Source organism: Streptococcus equi subsp. zooepidemicus, assembly GCF_015689395.1.
Classification (GTDB): Bacteria; Bacillota; Bacilli; order Lactobacillales; family Streptococcaceae; genus Streptococcus; species Streptococcus equi.
Map to the genome: position 1 here is coordinate 1,829,950 of NZ_CP065054.1, position 14,973 is coordinate 1,844,922.

The window sequence follows — 14,973 nt, forward strand, 5'->3', positions numbered from 1 at the left end:
TCTCCACTCAAAATTGAATAACTATAGTCTAACAAGAATTCCTTAAGCTGTCAATAGCGACTGGTTTCATCTTTTGGATAAGTCCTCGAGCTATTAGTATTAGTCCGCTCCATGTGTCACCACACGTCCACTCCTAACCTATCTACCTGATCGTCTCTCAGGGCTCTTACTAACTTAACGTTATGGGAAATCTCATCTTGAGGGGGGCTTCGCACTTAGATGCTTTCAGCGCTTATCCCTTCCCTACATAGCTACCCAGCTATGCCTCTGGCGAGACAACTGGTACACCAGCGGTAAGTCCACTCTGGTCCTCTCGTACTAGGAGCAGTTCCTCTCAAATTTCCTACGCCCGCGACGGATAGGGACCGAACTGTCTCACGACGTTCTGAACCCAGCTCGCGTGCCGCTTTAATGGGCGAACAGCCCAACCCTTGGGACCGACTACAGCCCCAGGATGCGACGAGCCGACATCGAGGTGCCAAACCTCCCCGTCGATGTGAACTCTTGGGGGAGATAAGCCTGTTATCCCCAGGGTAGCTTTTATCCGTTGAGCGATGGCCCTTCCATACGGTACCACCGGATCACTAAGCCCGACTTTCGTCCCTGCTCGAGGTGTTGCTCTCGCAGTCAAGCTCCCTTATACCTTTACACTCTGCGATTGATTTCCAACCAATCTGAGGGAACCTTTGGGCGCCTCCGTTACATTTTAGGAGGCGACCGCCCCAGTCAAACTGCCCGTCAGACACTGTCTCCCTAGACGATTAGCCTAGTGGGTTAGAGTAGCCATAACACAAGGGTAGTATCCCAACAACGCCTCCATCGAAACTGGCGTCCCGACTTCTATGGCTCCTACCTATCCTGTACATGTGGTACAGATACTCAATATCAAACTGCAGTAAAGCTCCATGGGGTCTTTCCGTCCTGTCGCGGGTAACCTGCATCTTCACAGGTACTAAAATTTCACCGAGTCTCTCGTTGAGACAGTGCCCAAATCATTACGCCTTTCGTGCGGGTCGGAACTTACCCGACAAGGAATTTCGCTACCTTAGGACCGTTATAGTTACGGCCGCCGTTTACTGGGGCTTCAATTCATACCTTCGCTTGCGCTAAGCACTCCTCTTAACCTTCCAGCACCGGGCAGGCGTCACCCCCTATACATCATCTTGCGATTTAGCAGAGAGCTGTGTTTTTGATAAACAGTTGCTTGGGCCTATTCACTGCGGCTGACTTGCAGTCAGCGCCCCTTCTCCCGAAGTTACGGGGCCATTTTGCCGAGTTCCTTAACGAGAGTTCTCTCGATCACCTGAGGCTACTCGCCTCGACTACCTGTGTCGGTTTGCGGTACGGGTAGAGTATACGTATCGCTAGAAGCTTTTCTTGGCAGTGTGACGTCTCTAACTTCGCTACTTAACTTCGCTCCCCTTCACAGCTCAATGTTATAGATGTAAGCATTTGACTCACATCACACCTCACTGCTTAGCCGGACTCTTCCAGTCGTCCGGTTTAGTTAGCCTACTGCGTCCCTCCATCACTATATACTCTAGTACAGGAATATCAACCTGTTGTCCATCGGATACACCCTTCGGTCTCTCCTTAGGTCCCGACTAACCCAGGGCGGACGAGCCTTCCCCTGGAATCCTTAGTCTTACGGTGGACAGGATTCTCACCTGTCTTTCGCTACTCATACCGGCATTCTCACTTCTATGCGTTCCAGCACTCTTCACAGTATACCTTCATCACACATAGAACGCTCTCCTACCATTACCTTAACGGTAATCCACAGCTTCGGTAAACTGTTTTAGCCCCGGTACATTTTCGGCGCAGGGTCACTCGACTAGTGAGCTATTACGCACTCTTTGAATGAATAGCTGCTTCTAAGCTAACATCCTAGTTGTCTGTGCAACCCCACATCCTTTTCCACTTAACAGTTATTTGGGGACCTTAGCTGGTGGTCTGGGCTGTTTCCCTTTCGACTACGGATCTTAGCACTCGCAGTCTGACTGCCGATCATATCTCATTGGCATTCGGAGTTTATCTGAGATTGGTAATCCGGGATGGACCCCTCACCCAAACAGTGCTCTACCTCCAAGAGACTTTATATCGACGCTAGCCCTAAAGCTATTTCGGAGAGAACCAGCTATCTCCAAGTTCGTTTGGAATTTCTCCGCTACCCACAAGTCATCCAAGCACTTTTCAACGTGCCCTGGTTCGGTCCTCCAGTGCGTCTTACCGCACCTTCAACCTGCTCATGGGTAGGTCACATGGTTTCGGGTCTACGTCCACGTACTTGCGCCCTATTAAGACTCGGTTTCCCTTCGGCTCCGTCTCTTCAACTTAACCTCGCACGTAAACGTAACTCGCCGGTTCATTCTACAAAAGGCACGCTCTCACCCATTAACGGGCTCGAACTTCTTGTAGGCACACGGTTTCAGGTTCTCTTTCACTCCCCTCCCGGGGTGCTTTTCACCTTTCCCTCACGGTACTGGTTCACTATCGGTCACTAGTGAGTATTTAGGGTTGGGAGATGGTCCTCCCAGATTCCGACGAGATTCCTCGTGTCTCGCCGTACTCAGGATACTGCTAGGGTTAAAGACTATTTCGAATACGAGGCTGTTACTCTCTGTGGCGACCCTTCCCAAGGCCTTCTTCTATAATCTTGTCGTCCCACAACGCAGTCCTACAACCCCGAAGAGTAAACTCTTCGGTTTGCCCTCCTGCCTTTTCGCTCGCCGCTACTCAGGCAATCGCGTTTGCTTTCTCTTCCTGCAGCTACTTAGATGTTTCAGTTCACTGCGTCTTCCTTCTCATAACCTTAACAGTTATGGATACTAGCCATTAGCTAGTGGGTTCCCCCATTCGGACATCTCTGGATCTTTGCTTACTTACAGCTCCCCAAAGCATTTCGTCGTTTGTCACGTCCTTCTTCGGCTTCTAGTGCCAAGGCATCCACCGTGCGCCCTTATTAACTTAACCTTATTTTTTCTTAAACTCGTTATCACAGCGTTTCGGTTTATTTCTTGTTACTTTCTTACAATCTTTTTTGATTGCGGAATGTGATATAGTTATTCAATTTTCAATGGACAAGATTAAGATACTAAGACCGTCCCAACTTGTTGGGCATTTTTGTAGAAAAATAGGAAATCGACGATGTGTGCTTTACACACGAGGAGATTTATCTTTTTTCCTAAAAAATGAGGTCGTGTTCAATTACTTGAACGATATCTTATATATCTTAGAATACAGAAAATTAGGTAACCCAAACATTTCTTTGTATCCTAGATAATGGAGCCTAGCGGGATCGAACCGCTGACCTCCTGCGTGCAAAGCAGGCGCTCTCCCAGCTGAGCTAAGGCCCCACAAGACCTCTCAAAACTAAATAAGACTTCCAAACATGCTTCCATTTTTCCTTAGAAAGGAGGTGATCCAGCCGCACCTTCCGATACGGCTACCTTGTTACGACTTCACCCCAATCATCTATCCCACCTTAGGCGGCTGGCTCCTTAACGGTTACCTCACCGACTTCGGGTGTTACAAACTCTCGTGGTGTGACGGGCGGTGTGTACAAGGCCCGGGAACGTATTCACCGCGGCGTGCTGATCCGCGATTACTAGCGATTCCGACTTCATGTAGGCGAGTTGCAGCCTACAATCCGAACTGAGATTGGCTTTCAGAGATTAGCTTGCCGTCACCGGCTTGCGACTCGTTGTACCAACCATTGTAGCACGTGTGTAGCCCAGGTCATAAGGGGCATGATGATTTGACGTCATCCCCACCTTCCTCCGGTTTATTACCGGCAGTCTCGCTAGAGTGCCCAACTTAATGATGGCAACTAACAATAAGGGTTGCGCTCGTTGCGGGACTTAACCCAACATCTCACGACACGAGCTGACGACAACCATGCACCACCTGTCTCCAATGTACCGAAGTAACTTCTTATCTCTAAGAATAGCATCGGGATGTCAAGACCTGGTAAGGTTCTTCGCGTTGCTTCGAATTAAACCACATGCTCCACCGCTTGTGCGGGCCCCCGTCAATTCCTTTGAGTTTCAACCTTGCGGTCGTACTCCCCAGGCGGAGTGCTTAATGCGTTAGCTACGGCACTAAGCCCCGGAAAGGGCCTAACACCTAGCACTCAGCGTTTACGGCGTGGACTACCAGGGTATCTAATCCTGTTTGCTCCCCACGCTTTCGAGCCTCAGCGTCAGTTACAGACCAGAGAGCCGCTTTCGCCACCGGTGTTCCTCCATATATCTACGCATTTCACCGCTACACATGGAATTCCACTCTCCCCTTCTGCACTCAAGTTTAACAGTTTCCAAAGCATACAATGGTTAAGCCACTGCCTTTAACTTCAGACTTATTAAACCGCCTGCGCTCGCTTTACGCCCAATAAATCCGGACAACGCTCGGGACCTACGTATTACCGCGGCTGCTGGCACGTAGTTAGCCGTCCCTTTCTGGTTAGTTACCGTCAAATGATGGACTTTCCACTCCCATCACTGTTCTTCTCTAACAACAGAGCTTTACGATCCGAAAACCTTCTTCACTCACGCGGCGTTGCTCGGTCAGGGTTCCCCCCATTGCCGAAGATTCCCTACTGCTGCCTCCCGTAGGAGTCTGGGCCGTGTCTCAGTCCCAGTGTGGCCGTTCACCCTCTCAGGTCGGCTATGTATCGTCGCCTTGGTAGGCCTTTACCCTACCAACTAGCTAATACAACGCAGGTCCATCTCATAGTGAAGCGTTTGCTTCTTTCAAGCCAATGACATGGGTCATTGGCTTTTATGCGGTATTAGCTATCGTTTCCAATAGTTATCCCCCGCTATCAGGTAGGTTACCTACGCGTTACTCACCCGTTCGCAACTCATCAGTCCAGTGCAAGCACCTGACCTCTGCGTTCTACTTGCATGTATTAGGCACGCCGCCAGCGTTCGTCCTGAGCCAGGATCAAACTCTCTTTAATTTAGTTTGAGCTCTTAACTCGACGTCATTACTGACTTGTTTCTTTATTGACAGGTTACTTCCGTAACCCGCACGTTTGGTCGTCTTATTCAGTTCTCAAAGGTCTTTGTCTTACGAGACAACTATTACATTCTATCAGCTTAGGCTACCTTTGTCAACTACTTTTTTTACCTTTTTTCATTAACCTTAGCTAGCTCTCGTCGACAGCTTCATTAGTATACGATATCTTACCGACACTTGTCAAGGGGATTTTACAGGTTTTTTGTAAATAGATGTAAAATGCTAGATTTTTCTATCCTTGTTGAAGCAAAGAAACTGTGCAATAAAGACAAAAACAGAATCTAGCTGGGGCTAAATTCTGTTATGTGATGATAACTAATCTTAAAGCTCTTTGCGGTAACGCTCCGCTTCTGCCTGGTTAGCCCAGACGAAGTGATTTGGTTTGATTTCCACCATTGATGGCTTGTCAACAGAATAATCATGCTGCTCTGGATGATAAACCACCAATTTCTTTTGACGCTCTAAAATGGGATCTGGAATTGGTACCGCTGACAGCAGAGATTTGGTATAAGGGTGAACAGGATTAACAAAAAGCTCTTCTGTTTCGGCGACTTCAACAATTACTCCTTTGTGAATAACAGCAATACGATCTGAAATAAAACGCACAACTGATAAATCATGAGCAATGAATAAATAGGTCAAGCCTTTTTCAGCCTGTATTTTCTTCAACAGGTTCAAGACCTGAGCACGAACAGATACATCAAGAGCTGAAATCGGCTCATCAGCAATAACAAACTCCGGATCCATTACAAGCGCTCTTGCAATACCTATACGCTGACGCTGCCCGCCTGAAAACTCATGAGGATAGCGTGTCAGGTGCTCTGCAAGCAAGCCCACCTCTGACATCATCTGTTTAATTTTTTCCTTACGTTCGTCTTCTGTTTTGAATAGGTTAAAATTATAAAGGCCTTCTGAGATGATATAATCAACCGTTGCACGCTCATTCAGGCTGGCTGCTGGATCCTGAAAAATCATTTGGATTTTTCTAATCAGTTCATTAGCTTCAGATTTTGATTTTTTACCATTAATAATCTTACCGTCATAGCGGATTTCGCCTGAGCTTGTTTCATTTAAACCAATGATGGCACGACCGATTGTTGTCTTTCCACTGCCTGATTCTCCAACAAGAGAAAAGGTTTCTCCTTTATTGATAAAGAAATTGGCATTTTTAACGGCAACAAACTTTTTCTTTCCCTCTCCAAAGGAAATCTCCAGGTCTTTTACTTCAACTAATTTTTCAGACATTTCCTTCCTCCTGGCGTGACATTTTTTTCAATATTTTTTGATGCAAATCTTGGATAACAGCCGGCTTTTGAACCTTAGGTGCATCTGGATGTAACAGCCAAGTTTTTGCCCAATGCGTGTCACTGATCGTAAAACGAGGAACTGTTTCTTCAAAATCAATGGCCATAGCATACTGAGAGCGTGGCGCAAAGGCATCCCCAACAATCGGCTTATACAAGGACGGAGGTGTCCCCGGAATTGAAAACAGAACGCCCTTTTCATCTGCCAATTGCGGTAAGCTAGATAATAAGCTCCATGTGTAGGGGTGACGAGGATCATAGAAGATTTCTTCAACCTTCCCATACTCGATAATCTCCCCTGCATACATAACAGCAACCTTGTCAGCAATACTTGCAACCACTCCTAGGTCATGCGTGATAAAGATAATGGTGAAGTGATACTCTTTTTGAAGCGTCTTTAATAGATCAATAATCTGAGCCTGGATGGTAACGTCAAGAGCTGTTGTCGGCTCATCACAGATAAGAATATCTGGCTTACAGGCTAGGGCAATGGCAATAACGATACGCTGTCTCATACCACCAGAATATTGGAAAGGATACTCTCCAAAGCGCTTTTCCGGCTCAGGAATACCGACCCTTGTCATATAATCGATCGCTAAAGCCTTAGCCTCTGATCTAGATTTTTTCTGATGCTTAACAATAACCTCAGTAATCTGGCTACCAATCGTTTGAATCGGGTCTAGACTAGTCATTGGATCCTGGAAAATAGTAGCAATTTTAGAGCCGCGAATAGCTTCCCAGTCCTTATGATTTTTAAGCTCTGTTAGTTCTTGACCCGCATAGGTTATCGTCCCTGAAGCAACACGTCCATTTGCCTCCAGCATTCCTGTAAATGTCTTAGTTAAAACAGACTTGCCAGAGCCTGACTCACCAACAACAGCCAATACCTCTCCCTTGTACAAATCAAGAGAAACATCGCGAATAGCGGTCAGTACACGATCACGCACATCAAACTCTACAACAATATTTTTAGCACTTAATATAATTTCTTGTTTTTCAGTCATGACTTCTCCTATCTATGCGTCCTTGGATCACTAGCATCTGCTAAGTTTTGTCCTACAATGTATAAAGGTAGGGAAACAAGAATAAGAGTTGTCAATGGAATCCAGAATAAATAGGCATTCGTTGTTAAATTGTTTGAATAATTTGAAATTAATCGACCCAAGCTTGGTTCTGTGATTGGTAATCCCAAGCCAAAGAAGGATAGGAAGGCCTCTGATGAAATGTAGGACGGCAACAGCAAGGAAACCATCGAAACGATCACCGAAACCAATTGAGGCAAAAGATTTTTAATGACAATTTTATGGGTGGGTGTTCCTAAGGTCTGACTTGCTAAATTGTATTCTAGATCACGATAACGCAAAATTTGTACACGAATCGAATAAGCAATTCCAATCCAGCCTGTCACACAAAAGGCAAAAATCAAGTTCCAAAAGCCTGCTCCGATAGAATAAGTCAATACAATGATAATGAGCATTTGCGGCAGGTTAGAGATGATATTATACACTTCAATCATTACCTTATCAACTGCCTTGGAAACACCCCAAATACCACCAATAACAACTCCAATAATCATATTGATGATGGTAGCAATGACTGAAATTAAGATTGAATTTCTAGCACCATACCAAACACCATCAAAGAGCGATTGACCATTTTGATCCGTACCAAACCAATACTCTGCATTAGGTGCGATATAACGCTTTGAAAAATCATTAATATTGCTCACATCACCAAAGTCATAGTTGGCAAACATAGGATAGATGAAGCTCATCAAAATAATAGCAATTAAAATAACCAGCATCAAAATAGTTGATTTACGTGAGAAGAATTGCCTAAAGACAGATTTCCAATAAGAGTAAGCAGGGGCATCAATGACTTCTGATGCATAGCTATCCAATTCAACAAAGGTGAATTTATTTTTGTCAATTGCTGCCATTACTTACCTCCTTTACCTGATAATTTAATACGTGGATCTAAAATCGTCATAAGAATATCACCTACTAGCAAGGCTAATATTGATAAAACAGCAAAAATAAAGACAAGACCAACAACCATAGAGTTATTAGCAGCTTTTATGGAATCAATCAGCATTTTACCCATTCCTGGGAAAGCAAACACCGTCTCTGTCAAGGTTGCACCAGCAATTGTTCCGACAATGGCCTGTGGAATACCGTTAACAATAGGCACCATAGCCTGCTTAAAGAGGTGATTTTTTGAAATCTCGAATTCTGAAAGCCCCTTTGCTCGTGCAAAGCGAACAAAATCACTGCCTTGCAGGTCCACAATATAGCGCCGGAACCAAACTACTGTACTTGGTGTACCAAGAATTCCTAATATAAGAGCAGGCAGCACATAAGACCTAACATCTCCTGCTCCTAGCAGCGGAAAGGTATCTGGCAAGCCCAAATAAGAACCGACAAATCGAACAATATAGATAAGCGCAATGCTTGGCAGGGCTAACATAAAGGTTGTGGCAGCCGTTGAAAAACGGTCAAACCAGCCATTCTTATAATAAGCCATCAGCATACCAATTGGCAAACCAAAAAGATAGGACAACAAGACACCGAAAATACCAATCTTAAAGGAATTTGCAATCATAGATGGCTCTGCATAGTTATTTTGTGTATTGGTATAAGCATCACCCTTACCAAAATTGGCAATATCCTTGCTATCTAAAGAGCTTGGTGTTTTATAGGTTCGAGAGTAAATATCGATTGAAGACAGCTTTGTTTTGCCTGTTGGGAAGGTGACCTCTTTTTGAAGTGTTCTTCCTTGTCCTTGAGTGATAACCTGAACAACTGGAATATTGGCATAGGTTGGATAGGACACTCCCAAATCAAAGGTTACGATATTTTGATGGATAAATGGAAATTGCTTGTTGAAGTAAATCAAGTATTTGTGCTTAGTACCAGAGCCAACTAAGGCTGGACCAACAGCAGGGTCAATTTCTGGTCGCACATAACGCTCTAGATTTGGATTTTTTGGATCCTTGATTTTCCATGGGTGATCAATCACAACCAAATGGCTAAAGAAATTCCACACGCGCTCATAGATTGGAATCTCTCTAACGGCATAAAATCCCTTACTTTCTGTAAAGCGCCCAAGCTTCCAACCATTACCGACAGAAGCAATATATTTTTGATATATTTTTTCATTGGCCTTGGTTGGTGCAGTTGTTACAGAAGGATCAAGCTTTGAAGCCTTATTCTGCAGTTCTTTACTGCTGTAATAGGAAATATAGCCCATATTTTCAAAAACAGTATTTAGATAATTGGTTTTCTTATCAGGTGTTGTCACCATCTTATTGTAATTAGGGTCTTGCTTAAAAATCAAGCTTTTTGGCACTAAGGTAAAAACAATGGTATAGGTTAGTGCAGTTACCAGCAGGATTGAAACAAGCGACCTCAATATGCGTTCAAATATGTATTTTTTCATTCTAGTCCCCAGCAGTTCAAAAGAACTTCCTCCTCTAAGAGAAAGTTCTTAATGAACATTAATTTATTTTTCAATATGCTTCTCGAGGGAATTGTTATATTCTTCGTTAGATTTTTTCTTTTCTTTTTTCCACTCGGCCAATGCTTTGTCATATTGTTTAACAGTTACAGGCTTATCTTGCAGCTTGACGTATTTGTAATAAAAGTCATTTTTAGTACCAGCCCAAGCAAAGGCACCTGAAAACGGTACGATTTTAGTTACACGTGGTGTTCCACCAAGTGAGATAGTTGGGATGTAAATAGCAGAGTCTGTCAATGCCGCTTGAGCCTTAGCGTAGAGCGTATAGCGGGCATTGAGATCATCAGTAATCTTACCTGCCTCTGTCACTAGCTTTGTAAATTCGTCTAAGCCAGCTGCACTAGCAATAGCCAAATCCTTACCTGGCTCAAGTCCAATTGATTTTGTTTGTGAGTTTGCAAGCGTTGGATTGAAAATATCAAGATATGATGATGGGTCGACATAGTCAGGTCCCCAGCCAGAAGCCGTTGAAATATCCCAGTCATTTTGAGCAGGAGTTTCGGCGAGATAACTAATATTTTCATAAACATCTCTCTGAAGCTCAATAATATCAATCACAACATTGTCAGTTCCTAATGTTTTCTCGATTGACTGCTTCATAGAGCGAGCCTGCTGTAAGAGCACCGTTGCAGTTTGATCCATTGGGTAATCAAGATGGATTGGGAACTGTACACCCTCAGCTTGTAGGGCTGCTTTTGCTTTTTCAAATGATGCTTTTGCCTTTTCAGGATTGTACAAGCCATCCTGTGCATCATCTAGATTTACATTTTCCCACTGGCTACCATAGGTCACCAAGTGCTCCTCAACAACATCACCAAAGTCTTTGTCGCCAATTTGCACAAATGTCGGTGGTACAAGTGTGCTACGAAGCGCTTTGTTAGCTGCATCTTCACCTGCTGATTGCGCCTGATAAGCAATTCTATCAAAGGCAAATGTCATAGCCTGACGGAAATCCTTGTTTAAGATAGCCTTTTGGGTATCTGATTTTTGGCTATCTGAGGTCTTCTTAGTATGGTTGTAAGACGTACGGTTTAGGTTAAATGCCGCATAGTAGAGAGTAGCATTTTGTTGTCCGTAAGTGATGCTATCTCCATATTTTTTCTTAACGGTTTTGTAAGAAGGTGTTGTTGGGAATAATCTCGCCGCTGAGTAAGCTCCGTCATCAAAGTTTCTAAACAATGACTCCTGATCCTGTCCATCGTAAAAGGTCAATTGAACACCATCAAGGTGAACATTCTTAGCGTCCCAATAGTTTTCGTTTTTGACAAGCTCGATAGAGGATTTACTTGTCAAAGCTGTAATAAGAAATGGACCATTATACAGGATAGATGATGGATCTGTTGCCTTACCAAAATCCTTGCCCTTTGATTTTAGGAAGTCAGCATTTACCGGAGCTAGGATACTATAGGTTAGCTTTGAATTCCAGAAGCTTTCTGGTTGATTAAGGGTGTACTGAACTGTTTTTTTGTCAAGCGCTTTGACACCTACGGTTGAAAAGTCCTTGGTCTTACCGTTCAAGTAATCGTTTAAGCCTTTAATAGAGTCCTGAATGATATATAGGGCATCAGAGTTAACATCTGCTGCGTGCTTTACTCCAGCCACAAAATCCTCAGCTGTCACATCTGCATATTCTTCACCATCAGATGTGTACCATTTGATCCCATCACGAAGCGTGTAGGTATAGGTCAAGCCATCCTTTGAGACCTTCCAATCCTTAGCAAGAGAGGGGATTAAATTCCCATATTGGTCATTTTCCAAAAGCCCATCAACAGCATTCGTTGTTATGTCATTTGTTGTTGCTTTACTTGTACTGATATAGTCTAAAGTACTTGGATCACTAGAATAGACATAGCTATAAATCTTTGATTCACTGCTTTTACTTGAGCTGTTTCCACAGGCTGCCAGGATGGACACCGACAGCGCCGCGACACCCAGCGTTGTCAACCATTTACTTTTCTTCATAGAAGTCACCCCTAAACATTATTTTTCATTTATCAGCATAAATGAAATTGGTTAATTGGAGCTATTATACCACAAATTTTAGCTGATGGAAATACTGATCGCAAAATTATCTGAATATTTTGCAAGATTTTTTCTATTGACGATCTGATGACGTTTAAAATACATTATTTGCTATTTTTATACAGTTCGTTATCGCTATCATAACAGCCAGCATTTTCTCATAATAATCACTCTTATCTGAGAGGTTTAGTCAAGCTCCTTGAAAAATTATGGTATAATTAAAAAAACGACTAGAAGGATTTGTTCAAATGAATAAGGTTTTGATAGGTTTGATCACATTAGCCATATCTTGTCTGGCTTATCCGGCACAGGCTGATCATTATGATATTAGCGCTAAGCATGCGATTGCTGTTGAGCTTGATAGCGGTAAGATTCTATACGAAAAGGACGCCAACAAGACTGTTTCTGTGGCTTCTCTAAGCAAGGTTTTAACAGCTTATTTGGTGTACAAAGAGGTGCAAGCAGGAAAGTTAAAATGGGATAGCTCTGTAACGATTTCTAACTATCCTTACGAACTAACCACCAACTACACCATAAGCAATGTTCCCTTAGATGCTAGAAAGTATACTGTTAAAGAGCTGTTAAAGGCTCTCATTGTCACCAATGCTAATAGCCCTGCTATTGCCCTAGCAGAAAAAATCGGGGGAACAGAGGCTAAGTTTGTTGATAAAATGATCGCTCAATTGAAGAAATGGGGCATTACAGATGCCAAGGTGGTCAATGCTAGTGGCCTGCCTAACCACATACTAGGGGAGCATATCTATCCGGGATCTAGTCTTGATGATGATAATCAATTTAGTGCAGCCGATCTTGCTCTTGTCACCAGCCATCTTTTAAAGGAATTTCCTGAGGTTTTAAAGCTATCAAGTCAGCCTGAGGCTGAGTTTAATCATCAACAGATTTTTTCATATAACTACATGCTAAAGGGAATGCCTAACTATCGTGATGGTGTTGATGGGCTTTTTGTTAGCTATTCTGAAAAGGGAGGCTCTTCTTTTTTAGCCACTAGTGTCGAAAACAATATGCGTATTATTACAGTTGTCCTCAATGCTGACCATGCCCAGGACAACGATACGGCTGTCTTTACAGCGACAAACCAATTGCTGCAGTATGTTTTGACACATTTTAAAAAGGTTGTTGTCCTTGAAAAGGGTAAACCAGATCAGCTTAAAGCGCTTCCTGTTTTAGATAGTCCTCAAAAGAAGATCCAGCTAGTGCCAAAAAAGAAGCTCACGATGATAAAGGCTCTTGACGACAAGTCTAAAACGACTTTTCAGATAAGCGATACAAAAAATCCCTTAGTAGCGCCTATCCAAAAAGGACAGACTCTCGCAAAGGCCACACTTAATGATCATAGCTTAATCGGAAAAGGCTATTTAGGTCAAGCCCCAAGCGTTGAGCTGGTGGCTCAAAAAAAGATTCCAAAAAGTTTCTTTTTAAAGGTCTGGTGGAATCATTTTGTTCGTTATGTTAACCAATACCTCTAATAACTAGCTTTTATGCCTTATGTACTCATTAGTACCAAGGCCTCATTAGGGCTATCCCGTAAGAGTTGACCATTATGTGTCAGGCTCTCCAAGAAGGTAGCTAAAAGAGCTCCTGGCAAGCTCTAAGGCCTACAAAAGCTCTGCAAACAGCAAAACCGTATGAATTGACAGCTTTAGTCTGTTGATGTCAGACGGTTTTTTTGAGGCTTGATTTTTGGGGACGTCATCTCACTCAGAGTCTTGACCTAGCCTTCTTTAAAGGTACTCAATGACCTTTTGACCGATCACTATTTCCTTGCTACAATGATGGTATGAAAAAACTTATTGTGACACTTGCTGCGCTCATGTGTCTGATCACAAACACCTCCCTTGCTGAGGACTTCTCTGTTAATAGTCGTCAAGCCATTGCGGTTGAAATGACAACTGGAAAAATCCTGTATGCCAAAGAGGCTCAGCAAAAGGCGCCCATTGCTTCTCTAACAAAGCTGCTAACCGTCTACCTAGTCCTGAAGGAAATTAAGGCAGGACGGCTCCAGTGGGATAGTCAGGTAACCCTATCTGAATATGCTCTGCAATTAGCCACTGATCCTGATATCAGCAACCCAGCATTTGAGCAAAGACCTTACACTATCAAAGAGCTTGTTGAATCTAGCCTGATTATTAGTGCTAATAGCTCTGCTGTAGCTCTAGCAGAGCATATCGCTGGCTCAGAGCCTACATTTGTAGACATGATGAAAAAACAGCTGGAGGCTTGGGGGATTAGAGACTATCTTCTTGTCAATGCTTCAGGGCTAAACAACAGTATGCTAAAGGGGCATCTATATCCAGGCTCACAGCCAGATGATGAAAATCAGATGACAGCTAGAGATCTGGCACTGATTGCACAGCAGTTGATTCAAGACTTTCCTGAGCTTCTCACCATCTCCTCACAGCCCCAATTGAAATGGGGTGAGAAGGACTTGCCTAGCTCTAATCTACTATTAGCCGGTCGCGAGATGGGCAGAGCTGGGGTTGATGGCCTTAAAACAGGCACTACCAGCCAAGCCGGGCAAACAATGATTACAACAGCTGTGCAGGATAATATGCGAGTTATTTCTGTTATTCTCCATGCTGATCAATCTGACACTGATGAGCGAGCTCGCTTTGTTGAGACCAATCGCCTGCTTGATTATTGCTTTGATAGCTATGCCTTGGAAAAGCTTGTTGCTCAAAACCAAGTTTTGCCTGAAAGACTGATTGTTAAACAAGCAGCAAAGCAAAGACTAAGGGTCAAGGCTAGTCAAACCTTAACGGTTGTTCGGCCTAAGGACCAGACAGAGCTATCTTACTCGCTACGAATCAAAGACAAAGCACTCAAGGTCCCAATTCGTCAAAATAAAAAGGTCGGTACCCTTATCTATCAGGATCCTAAGCTCATTGACAGTGGCTATCTAGCAGCACCGTCAGCTGTTGCTATTGTCTCAGCTAAAAGCATTCCTGAAAAAGGGAAACTTAGCAAATTATTTGACTTTTTTCAAAAAGTCATTGGCATTCTCATTAACCCTTAATATTTTCAAAAAATATATTTCATTTGTATTATTGAAATGATATAATAAGCTTACATTATTTTTTACATTAAGGAGCTT

At 43.4% G+C, this 14,973-nt stretch carries 7 protein-coding genes, 1 tRNA gene and 2 rRNA genes; 2 read left to right on the forward strand and 8 right to left on the reverse strand.

Going from position 1 to position 14,973, the window contains the following annotated elements; genetic code table 11:
* Positions 1-73: 73 nt before the first annotated feature.
* From I2432_RS08710 to I2432_RS08745, 8 genes are all read right to left on the reverse strand, one after another.
* A 23S ribosomal RNA gene (locus tag I2432_RS08710) occupies positions 74-2,973 on the reverse strand.
* Between the two features lie 310 nt (positions 2,974-3,283).
* A tRNA-Ala gene (locus tag I2432_RS08715) sits at positions 3,284-3,356 on the reverse strand.
* A gap of 55 nt (positions 3,357-3,411) precedes the next feature.
* Positions 3,412-4,960, reverse strand: a 16S ribosomal RNA gene (locus I2432_RS08720).
* Together the 16S and 23S rRNA genes with 1 tRNA gene alongside form the textbook arrangement of a ribosomal RNA operon.
* 380 nt (positions 4,961-5,340) lie before the next feature.
* Complete coding sequence (locus I2432_RS08725; RefSeq protein ID WP_012516278.1) at positions 5,341-6,264, reverse strand: ATP-binding cassette domain-containing protein; 924 nt, start codon at positions 6,262-6,264, stop codon at positions 5,341-5,343.
* Entirely contained in the window at positions 6,257-7,327 is a 1,071-nt protein-coding gene (locus I2432_RS08730) for an ABC transporter ATP-binding protein (protein ID WP_012516279.1), read from the reverse strand. Before I2432_RS08730 ends, I2432_RS08725 begins: the two co-directional genes overlap by 8 nt.
* A gap of 8 nt (positions 7,328-7,335) precedes the next feature.
* Positions 7,336-8,262 (reverse strand): oligopeptide ABC transporter permease OppC, encoded by a 927-nt coding sequence (oppC, locus tag I2432_RS08735; RefSeq protein WP_043030145.1) that lies wholly within the window; start codon positions 8,260-8,262, stop codon positions 7,336-7,338.
* Positions 8,262-9,761, reverse strand: coding sequence for an ABC transporter permease (locus I2432_RS08740; protein WP_111678545.1), 1,500 nt, complete (start codon positions 9,759-9,761; stop codon positions 8,262-8,264). Before I2432_RS08740 ends, oppC begins: the two co-directional genes overlap by 1 nt.
* 63 nt (positions 9,762-9,824) lie before the next feature.
* Positions 9,825-11,801 carry a peptide ABC transporter substrate-binding protein gene (locus I2432_RS08745; protein ID WP_196819673.1) on the reverse strand — a complete coding sequence of 659 codons (1,977 nt, stop codon included), beginning with the start codon at positions 11,799-11,801 and terminating at the stop codon, positions 9,825-9,827.
* A 308-nt stretch (positions 11,802-12,109) separates the two neighbouring features.
* Between I2432_RS08745 and pbp3 (I2432_RS08750) the strand changes: the two genes are divergently transcribed.
* Positions 12,110-13,348, forward strand: coding sequence for a D-alanyl-D-alanine carboxypeptidase PBP3 (pbp3, locus tag I2432_RS08750; protein ID WP_111678549.1), 1,239 nt, complete (start codon positions 12,110-12,112; stop codon positions 13,346-13,348).
* Positions 13,349-13,659: 311 nt separating this feature from the next.
* Positions 13,660-14,895 (forward strand): D-alanyl-D-alanine carboxypeptidase PBP3, encoded by a 1,236-nt coding sequence (gene pbp3 / locus I2432_RS08755; protein ID WP_111678551.1) that lies wholly within the window; start codon positions 13,660-13,662, stop codon positions 14,893-14,895.
* Positions 14,896-14,973: the final 78 nt, after the last annotated feature.

Excerpts from the sequence above, each read along its gene's own strand:
- pbp3 (WP_111678549.1), top strand. The coding sequence starts at position 12,110 with ATGAATAAGGTTTTGATAGGTTTGATCACATTAGCCATATCTTGTCTG.
- pbp3 (WP_111678551.1), top strand. The coding sequence starts at position 13,660 with ATGAAAAAACTTATTGTGACACTTGCTGCGCTCATGTGTCTGATCACA.
- I2432_RS08730 (WP_012516279.1), bottom strand. The coding sequence starts at position 7,327 with ATGACTGAAAAACAAGAAATTATATTAAGTGCTAAAAATATTGTTGTA.
- I2432_RS08745 (WP_196819673.1), bottom strand. The coding sequence starts at position 11,801 with ATGAAGAAAAGTAAATGGTTGACAACGCTGGGTGTCGCGGCGCTGTCG.
- I2432_RS08725 (WP_012516278.1), bottom strand. The coding sequence starts at position 6,264 with ATGTCTGAAAAATTAGTTGAAGTAAAAGACCTGGAGATTTCCTTTGGA.
- I2432_RS08740 (WP_111678545.1), bottom strand. The coding sequence starts at position 9,761 with ATGAAAAAATACATATTTGAACGCATATTGAGGTCGCTTGTTTCAATC.
- oppC (WP_043030145.1), bottom strand. The coding sequence starts at position 8,262 with ATGGCAGCAATTGACAAAAATAAATTCACCTTTGTTGAATTGGATAGC.